Consider the following 18,742-nt stretch of genomic DNA (forward strand, 5'->3'; position numbering starts at 1 on the left):
ACGGGAAGGGCCGTTACTTCTTGTCGCCGCCCTTGCCCTGGTCGCCGCCGGCGCCCATGGACTCGTAGATCTCCTTGCACATGGGGCAGACGGGGTACTTCTTCGGGTCGCGGCCCGGTACCCACACCTTGCCGCACAGCGCCACGACGGGGGTGCCGTCGAGGGCGCTCGCCATGATCTTGTCCTTCTGGACGTAGTGGGCGAAGCGCTCGTGGTCGCCGTCGCCGTGGGACACCTGTGGCGTCGGCTCTACGAGGGTCCCCGTACCAGTCCCGCGCTCGGGCTCGAGAGTGCTCATGCATGCCAGGGTACTGAAAGCCCGGGTGCGGAAGCTCGCACGCGTCAGTTGAGCGACGGGTCGTCCGGATACGTCGCCACCATGGCCAGCTCGCTGCGCTGCCGGCGCAGCACTTCGCGCCAGAGTCTCTCGGGGGCCGGGGAGGAGACGTCGCCCGGCTCGGACTCCACCACGTACCAGGCGCCCTCCACGAGTTCGTCCTCCAGCTGGCCGGGCCCCCAGCCGGCGTACCCGGCGAAGATCCGCAGGGAGCCCACGGCGGAGGCCAGCAGCTCCGGCGGGGCCTCCAGGTCCACCAGACCGATCGCGCCGTGCACCCGGCGCCAGCCCAGCGGCGCCGTCTCGCCGGACGCGTCACCGGGGACGACGGCGACACCGAGGGCCGAGTCCAGCGACACCGGACCGCCCTGGAAGACGACACCGGGCTCGCCGGCCAGGTCCGCCCAGCCCTCCAGGATGTCGCCCACGCCGACCGGCGTCGGGCGGTTGAGGACGACACCGAGGGAGCCCTCCTCGTCGTGGTCGAGAAGGAGCACCACCGCACGGTCGAAGTTCGGGTCCGCCAGGGCGGGCGTTGCCACGAGCAGCCGCCCCGTGAGCGAGGACACCTCGGTCATGCCAGACATGATCCCGCATCTTCCCTTTCCGTGGGGAGGCAATCGGGGGCACGGGGGTGAACGCGGGGCCGCACGCACGCCCCCGCCGCCGTGACCCCACGTGCCCGCCGGAGAACCGTTCGTGTTGTGACACACCTATGACATCGCTCGGCCCTCCTCCGGCTTACAGATGGGGGGTGCAGGGCGATTACCCTTTGCCTCCTGGCCCCTGCCCCACCCCACGGAACGCGAGATACATGACCGTCAACGGCGCTGATGACGTACTGCTTGTCCACGGCGGAACCCCGCTGGAGGGCGAGATCCGGGTCCGCGGTGCGAAGAACCTCGTGCCGAAGGCCATGGTCGCCGCCCTGCTGGGCAGTGCGCCGAGCCGGCTGCGCAATGTGCCGGACATCCGCGACGTGCGGGTCGTACGCGGACTGCTGCAACTGCACGGGGTGACGGTCCGTCCGGGCGAGGAGCCGGGTGAGCTGGTGCTCGACCCGACCCACGTGGAGAGCGCGAACGTCGCTGACATCGATGCCCACGCGGGCTCGTCGCGCATCCCGATCCTGTTCTGCGGCCCCCTGCTGCACCGCCTCGGGCACGCCTTCATCCCGGGCCTGGGCGGCTGCGACATCGGCGGCCGGCCCATCGACTTCCACTTCGACGTGCTGCGGCAGTTCGGCGCGCGCATCGAGAAGCGCGCGGACGGCCAGTACCTGGAGGCCCCGCAGCGGCTGCGCGGCACGAAGATCCGGCTGCCGTACCCGTCCGTCGGCGCCACCGAGCAGGTGCTGCTGACGGCCGTGCTGGCCGAGGGCGTCACGGAGCTGTCCAACGCGGCCGTCGAGCCGGAGATCGAGGACCTGATCTGCGTCCTGCAGAAAATGGGCGCGATCATCGCGATGGACACCGACCGGACGATCCGCATCACCGGTGTGGACCAGCTCGGCGGCTACACCCACCGCGCCCTCTCCGACCGCCTGGAGGCCGCCTCCTGGGCGTCGGCGGCGCTGGCGACCGAGGGGAACATCTACGTCCGCGGCGCCCAGCAGCGCTCGATGATGACGTTCCTGAACACCTACCGGAAGGTGGGCGGCGCCTTCGAGATCGACGACGAGGGCATCCGCTTCTGGCACCCCGGGGGGCAGCTGAAGTCGATCGCCCTGGAGACGGACGTCCACCCCGGCTTCCAGACGGACTGGCAGCAGCCCCTGGTGGTGGCCCTGACGCAGGCCACGGGCCTGTCCATCGTCCACGAGACGGTCTACGAGTCCCGCCTCGGCTTCACCTCCGCGCTCAACCAGATGGGCGCCCACATCCAGCTCTACCGCGAGTGCCTGGGCGGCTCCGACTGCCGCTTCGGCCAGCGCAACTTCCTGCACTCGGCCGTGGTGTCGGGCCCGACCCGGCTGGAGGGCGCCGACCTGGTCATCCCCGACCTGCGCGGCGGCTTCTCCTACCTGATCGCCGCGCTCGCCGCCCAGGGCACGTCCCGGGTGCACGGCATCGACCTCATCAACCGGGGCTACGAGAACTTCATGGAGAAGCTCGTGGAACTGGGCGCGAAGGTGGAGCTGCCGGGCAAGGCCCTCGGCTGACCTCACGTACGCCGATGGGGCGGCCACCCGGACTCGGGTGACCGCCCCATCGGCGTTTGGTGAGCGCCCCGGAGGGGGCGCGGGGCTGTGTCGACCTGCGGCTCCGCCGCGCGGGCGCGACCGGCCACAAGCGACCCGCGGGCCGCGGGACGGCCCGCAGTCACCCGGCGCTCTGGGCGGAGCGCTTACTTGCCCTTGGCGGCTTCCTTGAGCTTGGAGCCCGCGGAGACCTTCACGCTGTAGCCGGCCGGGATCTGGATCGGCTCGCCGGTCTGCGGGTTGCGGGCGGTGCGAGCGGCACGGTGGGTGCGCTCGAAGGTCAGGAAGCCGGGGACGGTGACCTTCTCGTCTCCCTTGGAGACGATGTCGCCGACGACGTCGGCGAACGCGGCCAGCACGGCGTCGGCGTCCTTGCGGGTCACCTCGGCGCGGTCGGCCAGCGCGGCCACCAGCTCACTGCGGTTCATTTTGTTACTCCCGTGTTCTTCTTGCCGTTGAGGCGTGCCACGCGGCCAAGCCGCATGTTGGGCACAGCGAAGCCGATGCTGCCAGGGTCCTCGGACAGTCCCCGGACCCGGGTCCGTCGCCAGACCCTCGCGCCCAGGGAGGCATCCTGCCTCCACCTGCGGCGGTAAAGCCAATCCGGCACTCGCAGGAGTCGTGAGAACACCCTTGGGAGTCACACGATGGAGAGGGCGTGGGCCTCGCGCCAGCCTAGAGGGCGGCCCGAGGCCCGCCGTTCCGCGACGCGCCGGTCCGGCGGCCCGCCGTGGCGATCCTCACAGCCACGGCGGCGGGCCGCCACTGGGGGGTGGGACGGCTACGAATCCGCCCCGGCCGCCTTCGCGGCCTCCCGCACTGCGCCGGCGACGGCACCGGCGACCTTGTCGTTGAAGACGCTCGGAATGATGTAGTTCGGGTTCAGCTCGTCCTCGGTCACCACGTCCGCCAGGGCCTGCGCGGCGGCCAGCATCATCTCGGTGTTGACCGTACGGGACTGGGCGTCCAGCAGGCCGCGGAACACACCCGGGAACACCAGCACGTTGTTGATCTGGTTCGGGAAGTCGGAGCGGCCGGTGGCGACGACGGCCGCCGTCTGGCGGGCGACCGCGGGGTCGACCTCGGGGTCGGGATTCGCGAGCGCGAACACGATCGCGCCCTCGGCCATGGCGGCCACGTCCTCGCCGTCCAGGACGTTCGGGGCGGAGACGCCGATGAAGACGTCGGCGCCCTGCACCGCCTCCTTCAGCGTGCCGGTCAGGCCCTCGGGGTTGGTGTTGTCGGCGATCCAGCGCAGGGCGGACTCGGGGGCGGCGTCGACGAGGTCGGCGCGGCCGGAGTGCACCACGCCGTGGATGTCGGCGACGACGGCGTTCTTCACGCCCGCGGCGAGCAGCAGCTTGAGGATGGCCGTGCCGGCCGCGCCGGCGCCGGACATGACGACCCGGACGTTCTCGATGCCCTTGCCGACGACCCGCAGGGCGTTGGTCAGGGAGGCGAGGACGACGATCGCCGTGCCGTGCTGGTCGTCGTGGAAGACGGGGATGTCCAGGGCCTCGCGCAGCCGTGCCTCGATCTCGAAGCAGCGGGGGGCGGAGATGTCCTCCAGGTTGATGCCGGCGAAGCCCGGGGCGATGGCCTTGACGATCTCGACGATCGCGTCGGTGTCCTGGGTGTCGAGGCAGATCGGCCAGGCGTCGATGCCGGCGAACCGCTTGAACAGGGCCGCCTTGCCCTCCATCACCGGCAGCGCGGCCTTCGGGCCGATGTTGCCGAGGCCCAGCACCGCGGAGCCGTCCGTCACGACCGCGACGGAGTTGCGCTTGATCGTCAGGCGGCGGGCGTCCTCGGGGTTCTCGGCGATCGCCATGCAGACGCGGGCCACGCCGGGCGTGTAGACCATGGACAGGTCGTCACGGTTGCGGATGGGGTGCTTCGACGCCATCTCGATCTTGCCGCCGAGGTGCATGAGGAAGGTACGGTCGGAGACCTTGCCCAGCGTGACGCCCTCGATGCCGCGCAGCTGCTGCACGATCTCGTCGGCGTGGGCGGTGGAGCTGGCGGCGATGGTGACGTCGATCCGGAGCTTCTCGTGGCCGGACGCCGTGACGTCGAGGCCGGTCACCGAGCCTCCGGAGGACTCCACGGCGGTGGTGAGCTGCGAGACGGCGGTTCCGCTCGCGGGCACCTCCAACCTGATGGTCATCGAGTAGGAGACGCTGGGCGCCGTTGCCATGGCCGACTTCCTCTGCTTTCACCGTGTCGCTGGTTGTGCCGTCCGATCGTCGCACCTACCGCCGAGTACGCGGTAGCCGCCCCGGGTTGCGAACGTTTTGTTCGCGCTCCGTACCACCAGAAGGCCATCGATTTCGGAAAACGACTTCCACCATACGAGAAGTCGTCGGCCGACGGAAGAGGCGGCCCGCACCGGGAGAGGGAACCCGCGGGACGGGAATTGTCTTGCGGGGATCGTTTGTTACCTTGGATGTGGCACCGGCTCGATCCAAGCCCCCGGGCCCAACCTTCGTCGCTACGAGCGACCACTTGCCGCGAGGCGAGCATGGCGGGTCGGTGCCACTTCTACGTACGCGAGAGGCCCGCGCCGGAGGACGGCGCGGGCCTCTCGTGCGTTCCGGTCCGCCTCCCTCGGGCCGCGGACCGGTCGCGGATCAGTCGCGGAGCAGGTCCGGCACCCCGGCCGCATCCGGCTCGTCCCGCTCGCAGGAGACGACCGTCAGCTGCTGGGTGGCCCGGGTCAGCGCGACGTACAGCACACGCAGCCCGGCGGGCGACTCGTCGGCGATCTCGGCCGGCGAGACGACGACGGTCGCGTCGTACTCCAGTCCCTTCGCCTCCAGGCTGCCCAGCGCCACCACGCGGTCGCCGAGCCCGTCGAGCCAGCGCCGGGCCTCCTCGCGGCGGTTCATGGCGACGACGACGCCGACCGTGCCGTCGACGAGGTCCAGCAGCCGGGCCGCCTCCGCGCGGGCGGCCTGGGCGAGGGAGTCCCGCGCGACCGTGAACCGCGGCTGCACGCCGGTGGAGCGGACCGCCGTCGGCGACGGCGAACCCGGCATGGCGAGGGCGAGCACCCGGGCCGCCAGCTCGGCGATCTCGGCCGGGTTGCGGTAGTTCACGGTGAGCTGGAAACGGCGCCTCGGACGGCTGCCGAGCGCCTCGTCGCGGGCCGCCGCCGCCTCGTCCGGGTCGGACCAGGAGGACTGGGCCGGGTCGCCGACGACCGTCCAGGTCGCGTGCCGGCCGCGGCGGCCGACCATCCGCCACTGCATCGGCGTGAGGTCCTGTGCCTCGTCGACGATGACGTGCGCGTACTCGGTGCGCTCCTGCGCCAGCCGCTCCGCCCGCTCCCGCTGGGTCTCCTCCCGCTGCGGCATCAGCTCCTCCAGCCCGGTGAGCTGGTCCAGCGGGTCGAGCTCGCGCTTCTTCCGGGGGCGGGCCGGGCTGCCGAGGACGGCCTGGAGCTCGTCCAGCAGCGCGATGTCGTGCACGGAGTGGCCCTCGCGCCGCAGCGAACGGGCCACCTTGCGGACCTCACCGGGGTTGAGGACCCGCCGGGCCCAGCGTCCCAGCCGCCGCTCGTCCGCCATGGCCGCGAGCACGGCCGCGGGGGTCAGCTCCGGCCACCAGGCGTCGAGGAAGGCGGTGAAGGAGTCCTCGGAGGTGACGTCCTCGTCGAAGGAGGACCGCAGCTCGGCGGCCAGCTCCGGGTCGGTGTGCCGGGCGGCGGCCCCGGACTTCTCCCACAGGGCGTCCAGGAGCAGCTTGCGGGCGCGCGGACGCAGCAGGTTCACCGGCGCCGTGCCGCCGAGGGCGGCACGCCGGATCTCCGCCAGCTCCTCGGCCTCCAGTTCGAGCCGGCGGCCGAAGGCGACGACCCGGAGCCGCTGCGGCGGATCGTTCAGCTCCAGCGCGCCCCGCGCGGCCTTGCGCAGCACCTTGAGCATGCGGGACGAGCCCTTGGCCCGGGCGGTGGACGGGGAGTCGTACAGCGTCGCCTCGGCGCCGTCGACCAGCGAGCCGATCGCGCGGATGGCGACCTGGCCCTCCTCGCCGAGGGAGGGCAGGACGCCCTCGGTGTACGCCACCAGCAGCGGGGTCGGGGAGACGATCAGGATGCCGCCCGCGTAGCGGCGCCGGTCCTGGTAGAGCAGGTACGCCGCCCGGTGCAGGGCGACGGCGGTCTTGCCGGTGCCGGGGCCGCCCTCGACGTACGTCACGGAGGCGGCGGGGGCGCGGATCACCAGGTCCTGCTCGGCCTGGATGGAGGCCACGATGTCCCGCATGGTGTGGGTACGGGCCTGGCCGAGGGCGGCCATCAGGGCGCCGTCGCCGATGACGGGCAGCTTCTCGCCGTCCAGGTACGCCGTGAGCTCGGGCCGCATCAGGTCGTCCTCGACGCCGAGGACCCGCCGGCCCTTGGAGCGGACGACCCGGCGGCGCACGACCCGGCCCGGCTCGACCGGGGTGGAGCGGTAGAAGGGCGCGGCGGCGGGCGCCCGCCAGTCGATGACCAGCGGGGCGTAGTCCTCGTCCAGGACGCCGATGCGGCCGATGTGCAGGGTCTCGGCGATGTCGGCGGTGTTGTCGGGCCGTACGGCGCCCTCGGCCGGCTCCACGGCGGTGTAGGCGCCGTCCGGGCCCTTCTTGCCGTCCTTGCCGAGGAGCAGGTCGATGCGGCCGAAGAGGAAGTCCTCGAACTCGTTGTTCAGGCGGTTGAGGTGGACGCCCGCCCGGAAGACCTGCGCGTCGCGCTCGGCCAGGGCGCCGGGCGTGCCGACGTGGCCGCGCTGGGCCGCGTCGTGCATGAGGAACTCCGCCTCGTGGATCTTCTCCTCCAGGCGGCGGTACACCCGGTCCAGGTGTGCCTGTTCCACGCTGATCTCTCGGTCCCGTACGGAGTCGTGTACGGCGTCGGATACGGCATCCGTAGCGGCGCTGTGAACCGAGTCGACCGCTGAATCCTGTTGAGCCTGTGCGGCCACCGGGCCCCCTTCTGACGTGCTGGGCAGCCGTCAACCGTACGCCAAGGGGGCCCGGGAGGCTACGCGTCCACCTCCACCAGACGCTTCCCGTCGAAGGTCATGACCTCGAAGTGGTCGATCTGGTTGGGCTCGAAGGCGGCGCCGCCGTGCACGTAGAGGGGTTCCTTCGCTCTGTCGGTGTCGGCGCCCGGGATGCCGTACCCCCAGTCGGGGACCGCCCAGGAGGTGACCGTCTCGCGCTCGCCGTTCTTGCCGACGGCGATCAGCGAGCACTTCTCGGGGCCCTTGACGTTCTTCAGCTCCAGGACCGCGTGGGTGCCCCAGGCCTTCTTCTCCAGGGCGACGGTGGCGCTGACCTTGGTGGCCGGGTCGGTGGCCGTGACCCGGTCGGGCATCGCGGCGAAGGCGGACGCGGCCGGGGCGGCCGGCTCCCGGGCCTCGGTGCTGCGGCCCCCGCCGTCGTCGCCGCCGGTCGTCGCCACCGCGGCGAACGGGCCGCCGATGATCAGGGCCGCCGCCGTGCCCACCAGGTAGAAGTTGCGCCGGCGTTTGCGGGCGCGACGCTCGGCGACCTCGTCGATGAGCTTCTCCGCCAGCCGCGGGCCGGGCTTCGCGGTCAGCGACTCGGCGACCTGCGGCGTGCCGGTGCCCGGCAGGTCCGCGAGCGCGGCCAGCATCGGCTCCATCCCGGCCAGCTCGTCGAGCTGCTGGGCGCACCACTCGCAGCCGGCGAGGTGCGCCTCGAAAGCGGTTGCTTCGGCGTCGTCGAGAATCCCGAGGGCGTAGGCGCCGACGGTCTCGTGCTCGTTCGGCACCGATGATCCCTGCATGGGCCCAGAACTACCCGAATCACCCGCGCCGAATCCCTCGCCGAATCCCTGGAATCCCCCGTACCCGCTCATGCCGTCACCCCCCGCTCCTCCAGTGCCAGCTTCATCGAACGCAGGGCGTAGAACACCCGCGAGCGGACGGTGCCGCTCGGTATGCCCAGGGTCTGGGCGGCCTCATTGACGGTACGCCCTTTGAAGTACGTCTCGACGAGCACCTCCCGGTGGGCCGGGGTCAGGTCGTCGAGCGCGTCCGACAGCGTCATCAGCCACAGCGCCTTGTCGATCTCGTCCTCCGCGGGGATGACCTCCAGCGGCGACGGATCGACCTCCTGCGGCCGGGCCTGCCGGCTGCGGTGGCCGTCGATGACGATGCGCCGGGCGACCGTCACCAGCCAGGGGCGTACCGATCCGGTCGCACGGTTGAGCTGACCGGCGTTCTTCCAGGCACGGATGAGCGTCTCCTGGACGACGTCCTCGGCGCGCTGCCGGTCCCCCGCGACCAGCCTCAGCACGTACGCCAGCAGAGGCCCGGCGTGCTCGCGGTACAGGGCACGCATCAGGTCCTCGTCGGGCTCCGGGGACTGGGACATGCGATGCCGGGCCCTCGCTCCACGTTCACTGGCCACGACGGGATCCTTGCGCACGCCCACCTCCGATGTCCGGGGGTTCCCCCAGTCGGTCGCTCGCCCATCCGGTACGGATGCGGGGCGCGGGGCGTTCAAAGGGAGGGAACAGTTTTCTCGGGGCGCCGGCCGCGCCCCGGCGTCTCAGGCGCGGGCCAGTGCGGCGGCGCGGCGGCGGTGGCGGGCGACGCGCTCGCGGTTTCCGCAGACCTCGCTGGAGCACCAGCGCCTGCGGCGGCCCCGGGACGTGTCCACGTACACGATCGGGCAGTTGTCGCCCTCGCACTGCCGCAGACTCGCCCTGGCCTCGGGGTCGGTGAGCAGGTCCACGGCGTCCCGGGCGACCGCGCCGAGCAGTTCCGCGCACTGCGGCGGCCCGGTCAGCTCCCGCACCAGCGCGCCGTCCTCGCCGCGCACCGCGCGGGGCGCCGGGGGCGCGCCGCGGGCCAGTTCGTTGACGCGGGCGAGCGCGCGGTCGTACGACGGGACGCCGGGCACCGGCCGCCCGCGCACCAACCGGGCGGTCTGGCAGCGCAGTTCGCGGAAGCCGGTCAGCCAGGAGACGTCGGCGTGGGTGAGGGCGGTGCCGGGCGGGACGAGCCCGGAGCCGGTGATCCAGGCGCGCAGCACCTCGACGGATCCGAGCCGTTCCACGGGGTGGGTGGTGGCGAGGAGGTCCAGACAGACCCGTCCGGTGTCGAACCGCAGCTCGTACGGGGCTGTGGCCGTGCCCAGTGCCATGTGCCTGTCACCGCCTAGGGGTTGCCCGGTGGGGCGGGCCGGGAGGAGAGCAGGTGGAGCACCTCCGCGGCACTCACGGAACGCCGCGGAAGAACTCCCTCTACAGTGCCTGCCCGCTTGCGCCCCCGTAACCCCTCGTACCGGGCCCGCACTTGGAAGAAGGCCCGGCGGCGCACCCGGCTGTCCCAGCGGTCCGCCCGGAGGTCCCGGCAGTGCGCCAGGCGGCCCCGGCGATCCGCCCGGCGGTCCCGGCGGCGCGCTCGGAGGTCCCGGCGATCTGCCAAGCGGCCCCGGCGGCGCGCCAGGCTGCCTCAGCGGTGCGCCCGGCGGTCCCGGCGATCCGCCCGGCGGTCCCGGCAGTGCGCCTGGAGGTCCCGGCGGCGCGCCCGGCGGTCCCAGCGGTCCGCCCGGAGGTCCCGGCGGCGCGCTCGGAGGTCCCGGCGATCCGCCAAGCGGCCCCGGCGGCGCGCCAGGCTGCCTCAGCAGTCCGCCCGAAGGTCCCGGCGATCCGCTCGGAGGTCCCGGCGATCCGCCAAGCGGCCCCGGCGACGCGCCCGGCGGTCACGGTGGTGCGGTCGGCGGTCACGCGTCTGCGTACTTGCTGTCCGCCGCCGGGTCCAGGGCCAGGCGGTAGCCGCGCTTGACCACCGTCTGGATCAGCTTCGGCGTGCCCAGGGCGGTGCGCAGCCGGGCCATCGCCGTCTCCACGGCGTGCTCGTCGCGCCCGGCCCCCGGCAGCGCTCGCAGCAGCTCGGCGCGGGGGACGACCCAGCCCGGCCGCCGGGCCAGCGTCCGCAGCAGGGACATCCCGGCGGGCGGCACCGGCTTGAGCTCGCCGTCCACCAGCACCGCGTGCCCGCGGATCTCCACCCGGTGCCCGGCGAGCGGCAGCGACCGCGCGCGGGCCGGAAGCTCCTGACACAGCAGCTGGACGAGCGGCCCGAGCCGGAACCGCTCGGGCTGGACCGTGTCGACGCCGTGCGCCTGGAGCGGCACCGCGGTGACCGGGCCGACGCAGGCCGGCAGCACGTCGTGGCCGAGCGCGTCGAGCAGCGCGGGCAGCAGGCCCCGCTCCTCGGCGCGGTTGAGGAGAGAGGCCGCGGCGGGCGCGCTGGTGAACGTGACGGCGTCCACGCCGCGCGCGACGGTGGCGTCCAGCAGCCGGTCGACGGGGCCGATGTCCTCCGGCGGCAGCCACCGGTACACGGGGACCCCGACGACCTCGGCCCCGCCCGCCCGCAGCGCCTCCACGAAGCCCGGCAGCGGCTCCCCGTGCAGCTGTAGGGCGATCCTGCGGCCCTCGACGCCCTGCTCCAGGAGCCGGTCCAGTACCTCGGCCATGGACTCCGACGACGGCGACCACCGCTCGGTCAGCCCCGCGGCCCGGACCGCGCCCTTGACCTTGGGCCCGCGCGCCAGCAGCTCCACCCCGGCCAGCCGCTCCAGCAGCGCCTCGCCCAGCCCCCACCCCTCGGCGGCCTCGACCCAGCCCCGGAAGCCGATGGCGGTGGTGGCCACGACGACGTCCGGCGCCTGGTCGATCAGCTGCTTGGTCGCCGCCAGCAGTTCGCCGTCGTCGGCGAGCGGCACGATCCGCAGCGCCGGGGCGTGCAGGACGGCGGCGCCGCGCCGCTGGAGCAGCGCGCCGAGCTCGTCGGCGCGGCGTGCGGCGGTCACGCCCACGGTGAATCCGGCGAGGGGCCCGTGTTCCGGTGGCTGTCGTTCGTCGTCCATGGCTCTCGTCCCGCTCGGCTGTGTCCCGTGTCTGCCGAGGAGCCTGTCAACGGTGCGTGACAGGCTCGGTTCGGCTTCATGTCACCAGTGTTACGTCACACCTCGGCGTAGCTGGGCTCGGGCTTCTTCTCCGTGTCGGCCTGCGCGCGGGAGGCCGGTGCGGCCGGGCGGCGAAGGTATACCGCCCAGGTGACCGCGAAGCAGACGGCGTAGAAGGCGAGGAAGGCGACGAAGGCGCCGGTGCCCGAGCCGACGGAGAGGAAGGACTGCCGGAAGGCGAGGTTGATGGCGACGCCGCCCAGCGCGCCGACCGCGCCGATCAGCCCCATGGAGGCGCCGGAGAGCCGCCTCCCGTACGCCACGGCGTCCTCTCCCGTCAGCCCCTGGGCGAGCGCCTTGTTCTGGAAGATGCCGGGGATCATCTTGAACGTCGAACCGTTGCCGAGCCCGCTGAGCACGAACAGCACGACGAACACGGCGACGAACAGCGCGAGCGACTTCGCCATGCTGGCCGCGACGAGCACGGCGGTGGCGGCGGCCATGGCGACGAAGTTCCACAGCGTGATCCGCGCGCCGCCGTACCGGTCGGCGAGCCTGCCGCCCAGCGGGCGGATCAGCGAGCCGAGCAGCGGACCGATGAAGGTGACGTACGCCGCCTGCAGCGGGGTCCGCCCGAACTGGGTCTGCAGCACCTGCCCGAAGGCGAAGCTGTAGCCGATGAACGAGCCGAAGGTGCCGATGTAGAGCAGGGACATGATCCAGGTGTGGGCGTCCCTGGCGGCGTCCTTGGCGGCCCCGGTGTCGTTCTTCACGGAGGCGAGGTTGTCCATGAAGCGGGCGGCGAGGACGGCGGCGACGAGGATGAGCGGGATGTAGATGCCGAGCAGCACCCGCGGCCCGCCGCTCGCCCCGATGATCGCGAGCGCGGCGAGCTGGATGACCGGTACGCCGATGTTGCCGCCGCCCGCGTTGAGTCCGAGCGCCCAGCCCTTCTTCCGCAGCGGGAAGAAGGCGTTGATGTTGGTCATGGAGGAGGCGAAGTTGCCGCCGCCGATGCCGGCCAGCAGGCCGACGAGGAGGAAGGTCGAGAAGGACGTCCCCGGCTCCATCACGACGAACGCGGCGACGGACGGGACGAGCAGCAGCCCGGCGGAGACGATCGTCCAGTTCCGCCCGCCGAAGATCGCGACCGCGAAGGTGTAGGGCACCCGCACGACGGCCCCGACGAGGGTCACCACGGAGGTCAGCAGGAACTTGTCGGCCGGCGTCAGCCCGTACTCCGGGCCCATGAACAGCACCAGCACCGACCACATCGTCCAGACCGAGAACCCGATGTGCTCGGAGAGGACGGAGAAGAACAGGTTGCGCCGGGCGACCCGTTCCCCCGTCTCCTTCCAGAAGGTCTCGTCCTCCGGATCCCAGTGCTGGATCCAGCGGCCGCCAGGGACTGTCATGACGCCTCCACGGTGCTCCGGGGCTCGGATGCACCGAAAGTAGGCAGGCCGCGTTTCGGTTCTGTTGGGCTGTGGGTGACCGCCAGGGAACGTTGCTCTCACCCGGCGGGGAGCCGGGGTGAGAGGTCAGCCCTGCGGGGGCTGAGGCTGCCAGTGGGGGTTCTGCTGGGGCTGCTGCGGCTGCGGGGGGTACGGCGGGTAGGGCTGCTGGGCGTAGGGGCCGGGGGCGTACGGACCGGGGGCTGGGGCGGGGTGGCCGTACCCGGCGGGAGCGCCGGGCGCACCCGGGACCGGCGCCGGAGCCGGATACCCGTACGGCGATCCGGTCACCGGGCCGCCTCCCCCCGCGAACGGATTCCCGTGCCCGGCCGGCTGCGCCCCGGGCGCCAGATACCGCACGCGCCCCGTCTCGTCGGCCACCGGCAGGTACCCGGCGGCCTGCAGCCGCACCGCGAACCTGGCGTTGCGCCTGCGGGTGACGGCGAACCCGATCCCGAAGACCGCCATGAGCACCAGCCAGACGATCGCCGCCATGACGAAATCATCGTCCCGCCCACCCGCGCGGTAGGCGAGGACCACGCACCCCACCGTGACGCCGAGCGCCCCGTACCCCATCCGCTTCTCGGCGTTCTTGCCGGTGAGGTCGAAGTTGATGCGGGCCTTGAGGAGTTCGAAGGCATCCGGCACGAGCGGCGGCAGCGAGACGCCGTCGCCGGCGTTGGGGTACTGCGCCCAGTTCTGCGCGGCGCGGGCGCGTGCCTGCGGGCTGGGGTCGGGCACGATCAGCATCGTGAGCGAGCCGTTGGTCCCGCCGCCCTGCCGGACGTCGGCGTACTCGTACCCGAACTGCTGGGCGACGAAGGCGAGCCGGGCCAGCTTCTTCACGGACGCCATCGGACTGGTCAGCTCGACCGGCTCCCCGCTCGCCATCAGCCGCAGCATCTTCCGCACCTGCCGCTTGCTCATCCCCACCTGCTCCCAGCGGTTGACCTGTTCACGCACGCAACCGGGGCAGTCTCGCACAGGGGTGCGAGTCAGGCGGTCACCGTCGGGACCGGGTGGCCGGTCGGCGGCGTGAGCTGTTCCTGGGCTGTGCGGTGGTGGCGCGCTTCGTGCCGTTCGGCCACAGGCGCGGGCTGCGTTTCGCGGCCAGGTCCTCGACCCAGCCGACCGCGAGGACCATCAGGCCGATGAGGGGCCAGACCAGGGCGAACATCCAGATCGTGTACGCGCCGTCGAGCGCCTGCACCGCACGCTCGCTCTGCATGAACGGGAGCTCGTACGCGAGGTCGATGATCGGGACCGTGGCCATGATCAGCAGGTTGTGCCACAGGTAGATGGTGACCGCCCGGTTGTTGGAGAGGGTCACCAGCCTGTCCCACTTGGCCAGGCGGCCGGGGAGTTCCTGCCAGGACGGGGAGTACAGGAGGAGGATCACGACGAAGCCGAACGACCAGGTGGCCTGGGCCAGCGGGATGTCGTTCAGGTCCCAGCCGTCGGGGCCCAGGTGGTTCGAGGCCCACCACAGGCCGAAGGCCATCACCAGGGACGCGCACGAGACGGCGACGTACCGGGGGATCTTCTTCAGCAGGCCGTCGTTGTGGGCGAAGCCCAGGACCCAGCAGCTCCCGTAGACCGCGAAGTCGGTGACCGCGTTGCCCGTCTCGCCGGGGATGGTCACCAGGCCCGTGCCGACGATCGCCGTCAGACCCAGCGGGGCGAGCAGCGTCGGCCAGGGAGCGCGACGGAACAGCCACAGCAGCAGCGGGGAGGCGACGACGAACCACAGGTAGGCGCGCAGGTACCACAGCACGCCCGCCGCCTGCACCGCCCAGGTGTCCTCCAGCAGGCCCGACTTGGAGCCGATGTGCCAGGGGAAGGGCGGGGCGCCGATCGGGACGATGTAGTTGAACAGCGAGGCCAGGCCCCAGGCGCCGTCGAGGTTCGGGTCCTTCAGCGGGTTCCAGCCGTTCGCGAACATCAGGGCCAGTACGACCGCGCTGAACGCCCACAGGGGCGGCAGCAGCCGGCGCACACGGCCGCGGATCACGCTCAGCGCCGGACGGTTCAGGGAGCGCGCCATCAGCGAGCCCGCCAGCGCGAACATCACGCCCATGGACGGGAACAGCACCGTCAGCCAGGCCCAGCCGAAGAGGTGGTAGACGACCACGCGGACCAGGGCCAGCGAACGCAGCAGGTCCAGGTACCGGTCGCGGCCCGGCTTCTTCGGCGCCGGCGCCGGTGCCGGCGCGGTGGCCGGCTCGGCCGCGGGGCCGGGCTCCGTCGTGCGCTGCTGCGGGACGCCGTAGGGCGGCACCGCCGGGTCGCCGTTCGGCTGCTGCGGGCCGGTTCCGTAGGGGCCGGTTCCGTAGGGGCTGGGGACCGGCTCCGGGGCGGCCCCGGTTCCGGTCGGGTATCCGTGGGTCATGCCACGGGCCTCCGATCATCGCTGCTCTGCGATCGCTGGCGCGGCACGGCGCCGCCGGGCGCCTCGACGACCCCGGTGCGCCGCAGCTTCTGCCAGCGCAGGCGGCCGCCGGTGAGCGCGGTGATCCAGGACTGGAGCAGCACGACGTACATGAGCTGGCGGTAGAGGATCTGCTGCAGGGGCAGCGAGATCAGATGGGTCATGCGTTCGCGGTCGAGGCGGAAGGCGTACGCCGCGCACACCGCCTGGATCGCCAGGACGCCCAGCCACGCCACGATCGTCTTCTCCGTCGGCCCGAACACGATGCCGTAGAGCAGGAACACGTCGATCAGCGGGGCCAGCAGCGGGGCCACGACCATGAACAGGGAGACGAAGGGCAGGCCGACGCGGCCGAAGCGGCCGGAGGGGCCGCGTTCGATGACGGCGCGGCGGTGCTTCCAGATGGCCTGCATGGTGCCGTACGACCAGCGGTAGCGCTGGGACCACAGCTGCTGGACGGACTCCGGGGCCTCGGTCCAGGCGCGGGCGTTCTCGGCGTAGACCACGCGCCAGCCGGCGCGGTGCAGCGCCATGGTGACGTCGGTGTCCTCGGCGAGGGTGTCGTCGCTCATGCCGCCGATGGGTTCGAGGGCGGAGCGGCGGAAGGCGCCCACGGCGCCCGGGATGGTCGGCATGCAGCGCAGGACGTCGTACATGCGGCGGTCCAGGTTGAAGCCCATCACGTACTCGATGTGCTGCCAGGCGCCGATGAGGCTGTCCTTGTTGCCGACCTTCGCGTTGCCCGCCACGGCGCCGACCTTCGGGTCGCCGAAGGGCTGGACGAGTTCGCGGACGGTGGACGGTTCAAAGACGGTGTCGCCGTCCATCATGACCACGATGTCGTAACGGGCGTTCGCCAGGCCGCGGTTGAGCGCCGCCGGCTTGCCCGCGTTGAGCTGGCGGATCACCCGGACGTTCGGCAGGCCCATGGCCTCCACGATCCGGGCCGTGCCGTCGCTGGAGCCGTCGTCGATGACGATGACCTCGACCGGGTGGTCGCTGGCCATCAGCGAACGGACGGTGTTCTCGATGCACTTGGCCTCGTTGTACGCCGGGACCAGCACCGTCACCGGTTCGGTGACCGGCGGGCCCCAGCGGAAGCCCCTGCGGCGGACCCGGCGGGCGTGGATGCCGGAGAGCAGCAGCATCAGGACGAAGCGGCCGATGACCAGGGTGCCGATGACCGCGAGGCCCACCACCAGGCCGTCGGTGATCTTCTCGCTGGCCTGGACCAGGAAGATCCACGCCTTGCCCTTCCACAGTTCGGCGCCGGTCACCGGGCTGTGCGCGCTGGGCGCGTCCAGGGCCTCGGTGAGGTTGTCGAACTCGTAGCCCTTGCTCTTCAGATCGGGCAGGAACCGGTCCAGCGCCTGCACGGTCTGGTGGCGGTCGCCGCCGGAGTCGTGCATCAGGACGATGGCGCCCTTGCCGCCCTCGGGCGTGGCCCGGCGGATGATCTCGTCGACGCCGGGCTTCTTCCAGTCCTCGCTGTCGGTGTTGTTGACGACCGTGATGTAGCCGCGGCTGCCGATGTACTCGGTGACGGGCCAGGACTTGTTGTCCATGGCGTCGGCGAAGGAGGAGTACGGGGGGCGGAACAGCGAGGTGCGGATGCCGGCCGCGCCGGTGATCGCCAGCTGGTTCTGCGACAGCTCCCAGTCGATGCGCTTCTTGGACTGGAAGGAGAGGTCGGGGTGGTTGAAGGTGTGCAGGCCGACCTCGTGGCCCTCGTCGACCATGCGCTTGACGAGGTCCGGGTAGCGGGAGGCCATGGTGCCGGTGACGAAGAAGACGGCGTGGGCGTCGTGCTTCTTCAGCACGTCCAGCACGCGCGGGGTCCAGGTGGGGTCCGGGCCGTCGTCGAAGGTGAGGACCAGGCGGTGGTCGGGCACGCTCAGGCTCTCGGTGCGACCGCTGCGGGCGTCGATGACCGGGCCGCCCTCCAGGATCTTCTGCGGCACCTGGTCGGTGGCGGCGGGCGGCTGGACGCGGTGGTCGGCCAGGATCTCGCTGTGCACGTACCCGCGCAGCATGAGCATCGCCATCAGGGCGACGAGGACGAGCACCGGCAGCAGCAGGCGCAGGGGCAGGCGGCGCCGCCGGGAGCCGTCACGGGCTCCGGTCGCGGCCCCGTGACGGCGGGTGCGGGATGCCATCAGAGGGTGTACTCCGGGGACAGGGAAGGGGAAGTGGACGCGGCAGCCGGGGCGCCGACGGGGGACGGGGCGGCGGCGCCGTTGACGGCCGTGCCGCCGGGCTCGCCGGTGTCACCGCCGCCCGGGTCGGTGCTGCCGGTCGGATCGGCCGAGGGCTCGCCGCCGCCGGCGGGGGTGCTCGGGGCGCCGGTGCCGGGGTCCGGCGGCGTGGCCGCCGACTCCGTCGGGTCCGGGTCGGTGGCGCCGCCTCCCGGCAGGGGGGCGGTCCGGGACGCGGACGGCGCGGAACCGGTGCCCGTGCCCGGCTGTCCGGCGGTGTCGGAGGTGCCGGGGGCGGAGGCGTCGGCGCCGGGCGCCGAGGTCGTGCCGTCACCGGCCGAGGGGGAGACCTGCGGGGCGGCGCTGCCGCTGCTGGAGGGCTGGGCCGACTGCGAGGGCAGCGGAGTGGTGTCGACCTGGCCGGCCGGCTTGTCCTTCTGCTGGCCCGGTACGGGGAGCCAGGGGGCGTTGGAGTTGCCCGACAGGAGCGTGGAGACCATGACGACCGCGTAGATCGCGCAGACGATGCCGACGGCGATGCCGAGTCGGCGGAAGCGGCGGCTGCGGCGGCCCGACGCGTCGACGAAGACGGGCCCGTCGGAGTTGTCCGGGCCGTTGCCCGCACCGCCCTTGGCCTGCCGCAGCACCCCGTCGCCGAGCTGGACGGCGTCGAGCTGGACGGTGACCTCGTGCGGGTCGTGGGTGTGCTCGGACCCGTCGGCCGGACCGGCGTCCTGCCAGGGGTCGCGGAGGGCGGCGGTGGCGGGGCCGGGGCCGCCGGCACCAGGGGCGGGCGCCGGGAAGGCGCGGGTCGGGGCCGCCGAGGGGAGCACGTCCGTCCGGTCGACGGCCGGGTCGGACCCGGCACGGCCCGTACCGGCCCTGCCGTTCCGGTCCTGCTCCTGCGCCATGCGCGTCCGGCGTATTCGCGCACCGAGGACGTCGGGCGCACCGGCGTCGGGGCCCGCGCCGGCGGGGAGGACCTGGGTCTCGGCGGCGTCCGGGGAGGACTGGGGGCCGTTCCGCAGGACCTCCGTGCGGGCGGCGTCCGCGCCGGGCCGGGTCACGTCACCGCCCCGGCCGTCCGGAAACGCACCAGAGCCAGGGAACCCACCACGCCCGGGGAAGGCACCCGGCTGCGCGGGCACACCGGGCCGCCCCGGCGCACCGGCCACCGGGCCATCACCGGCACCCGGC

The 18,742-nt window shown here is 72.7% G+C and carries 15 protein-coding genes; 1 reads left to right on the top strand and 14 read right to left on the bottom strand.

From position 1 onward, the window contains the following. Window positions 1-13: 13 nt before the first annotated feature. On the bottom strand, window positions 14-298 hold the full coding sequence (locus H0H10_RS17010) for a DUF3039 domain-containing protein (RefSeq protein ID WP_188181815.1): 285 nt from the start codon (window positions 296-298) through the stop codon (window positions 14-16). 44 nt (window positions 299-342) lie between these two features. Continuing rightward, window positions 343-915: a YqgE/AlgH family protein gene (locus H0H10_RS17015; protein ID WP_188181816.1), complete on the bottom strand. Its 573-nt coding sequence runs from the start codon at window positions 913-915 to the stop codon at window positions 343-345. Window positions 916-1,151: 236 nt separating this feature from the next. Between H0H10_RS17015 and murA the strand changes: the two genes are divergently transcribed. Then, on the top strand, window positions 1,152-2,498 hold the full coding sequence (gene murA, locus H0H10_RS17020) for a UDP-N-acetylglucosamine 1-carboxyvinyltransferase (RefSeq protein WP_188181817.1): 1,347 nt from the start codon (window positions 1,152-1,154) through the stop codon (window positions 2,496-2,498). A gap of 185 nt (window positions 2,499-2,683) precedes the next feature. Here the strand turns inward: murA and H0H10_RS17025 are convergent, their stop codons facing one another. From H0H10_RS17025 to H0H10_RS17080, 12 genes are all read right to left on the bottom strand, one after another. Beyond that, complete coding sequence (locus tag H0H10_RS17025) at window positions 2,684-2,965, bottom strand: HU family DNA-binding protein (RefSeq protein ID WP_043372451.1); 282 nt, start codon at window positions 2,963-2,965, stop codon at window positions 2,684-2,686. 353 nt (window positions 2,966-3,318) lie between these two features. Further along, entirely contained in the window at window positions 3,319-4,734 is a 1,416-nt protein-coding gene (locus H0H10_RS17030) for an NAD-dependent malic enzyme (RefSeq protein ID WP_188181818.1), read from the bottom strand. Window positions 4,735-5,167: 433 nt separating this feature from the next. Further along, window positions 5,168-7,501 (bottom strand): HelD family protein, encoded by a 2,334-nt coding sequence (locus H0H10_RS17035; RefSeq protein ID WP_188181819.1) that lies wholly within the window; start codon window positions 7,499-7,501, stop codon window positions 5,168-5,170. 59 nt (window positions 7,502-7,560) lie between these two features. Beyond that, window positions 7,561-8,331, bottom strand: a complete 771-nt coding sequence (locus H0H10_RS17040; protein ID WP_188181820.1) for an anti-sigma factor family protein — start codon at window positions 8,329-8,331, stop codon at window positions 7,561-7,563. Between the two features lie 68 nt (window positions 8,332-8,399). Further along, the gene (locus H0H10_RS17045; protein WP_188181838.1) at window positions 8,400-8,921 is read right to left on the bottom strand and encodes a sigma-70 family RNA polymerase sigma factor; all 522 of its coding nucleotides are present in this window, start codon (window positions 8,919-8,921) and stop codon (window positions 8,400-8,402) included. A 177-nt stretch (window positions 8,922-9,098) separates the two neighbouring features. Continuing rightward, complete coding sequence (locus H0H10_RS17050) at window positions 9,099-9,695, bottom strand: CGNR zinc finger domain-containing protein (RefSeq protein ID WP_188181821.1); 597 nt, start codon at window positions 9,693-9,695, stop codon at window positions 9,099-9,101. Between the two features lie 582 nt (window positions 9,696-10,277). Next, a complete protein-coding gene (locus H0H10_RS17055; RefSeq protein ID WP_188181822.1) occupies window positions 10,278-11,429 on the bottom strand; it encodes a uroporphyrinogen-III synthase in 1,152 nt (383 codons plus the stop codon). 95 nt (window positions 11,430-11,524) lie between these two features. After that, window positions 11,525-12,883 (bottom strand): nitrate/nitrite transporter, encoded by a 1,359-nt coding sequence (locus tag H0H10_RS17060; protein ID WP_188181823.1) that lies wholly within the window; start codon window positions 12,881-12,883, stop codon window positions 11,525-11,527. Between the two features lie 126 nt (window positions 12,884-13,009). Further along, window positions 13,010-13,849: a hypothetical protein gene (locus tag H0H10_RS17065; protein WP_188181839.1), complete on the bottom strand. Its 840-nt coding sequence runs from the start codon at window positions 13,847-13,849 to the stop codon at window positions 13,010-13,012. A gap of 76 nt (window positions 13,850-13,925) precedes the next feature. Beyond that, entirely contained in the window at window positions 13,926-15,311 is a 1,386-nt protein-coding gene (locus H0H10_RS17070; protein ID WP_188181824.1) for an acyltransferase family protein, read from the bottom strand. After that, complete coding sequence (locus H0H10_RS17075; RefSeq protein ID WP_188181825.1) at window positions 15,308-17,506, bottom strand: bifunctional polysaccharide deacetylase/glycosyltransferase family 2 protein; 2,199 nt, start codon at window positions 17,504-17,506, stop codon at window positions 15,308-15,310. The genes H0H10_RS17070 and H0H10_RS17075 overlap by 4 nt, the downstream gene beginning before the upstream one ends. Continuing rightward, a complete protein-coding gene (locus tag H0H10_RS17080; RefSeq protein WP_188181826.1) occupies window positions 17,506-18,612 on the bottom strand; it encodes a hypothetical protein in 1,107 nt (368 codons plus the stop codon). The genes H0H10_RS17075 and H0H10_RS17080 overlap by 1 nt, the downstream gene beginning before the upstream one ends. Window positions 18,613-18,742 lie beyond the last annotated feature (130 nt).

The sequence above is a fragment of the Streptomyces griseicoloratus genome (genome assembly GCF_014534645.1).
In the GTDB taxonomy this organism is placed as follows: Bacteria; Actinomycetota; Actinomycetes; order Streptomycetales; family Streptomycetaceae; genus Streptomyces; species Streptomyces griseicoloratus.

Bases quoted from the DNA above. Each gene is read 5' to 3' on its own strand.
- H0H10_RS17025 (WP_043372451.1), bottom strand. From the start codon at position 2,965: ATGAACCGCAGTGAGCTGGTGGCCGCGCTGGCCGACCGCGCCGAGGTG.
- H0H10_RS17060 (WP_188181823.1), bottom strand. From the start codon at position 12,883: ATGACAGTCCCTGGCGGCCGCTGGATCCAGCACTGGGATCCGGAGGAC.
- H0H10_RS17075 (WP_188181825.1), bottom strand. From the start codon at position 17,506: ATGGCATCCCGCACCCGCCGTCACGGGGCCGCGACCGGAGCCCGTGAC.
- H0H10_RS17065 (WP_188181839.1), bottom strand. From the start codon at position 13,849: ATGAGCAAGCGGCAGGTGCGGAAGATGCTGCGGCTGATGGCGAGCGGG.
- H0H10_RS17030 (WP_188181818.1), bottom strand. From the start codon at position 4,734: ATGGCAACGGCGCCCAGCGTCTCCTACTCGATGACCATCAGGTTGGAG.
- H0H10_RS17050 (WP_188181821.1), bottom strand. From the start codon at position 9,695: ATGGCACTGGGCACGGCCACAGCCCCGTACGAGCTGCGGTTCGACACC.
- H0H10_RS17045 (WP_188181838.1), bottom strand. From the start codon at position 8,921: ATGTCCCAGTCCCCGGAGCCCGACGAGGACCTGATGCGTGCCCTGTAC.
- H0H10_RS17070 (WP_188181824.1), bottom strand. From the start codon at position 15,311: ATGACCCACGGATACCCGACCGGAACCGGGGCCGCCCCGGAGCCGGTC.
- H0H10_RS17055 (WP_188181822.1), bottom strand. From the start codon at position 11,429: ATGGACGACGAACGACAGCCACCGGAACACGGGCCCCTCGCCGGATTC.
- H0H10_RS17010 (WP_188181815.1), bottom strand. From the start codon at position 298: ATGAGCACTCTCGAGCCCGAGCGCGGGACTGGTACGGGGACCCTCGTA.
- H0H10_RS17015 (WP_188181816.1), bottom strand. From the start codon at position 915: ATGACCGAGGTGTCCTCGCTCACGGGGCGGCTGCTCGTGGCAACGCCC.
- murA (WP_188181817.1), top strand. From the start codon at position 1,152: ATGACCGTCAACGGCGCTGATGACGTACTGCTTGTCCACGGCGGAACC.
- H0H10_RS17040 (WP_188181820.1), bottom strand. From the start codon at position 8,331: ATGCAGGGATCATCGGTGCCGAACGAGCACGAGACCGTCGGCGCCTAC.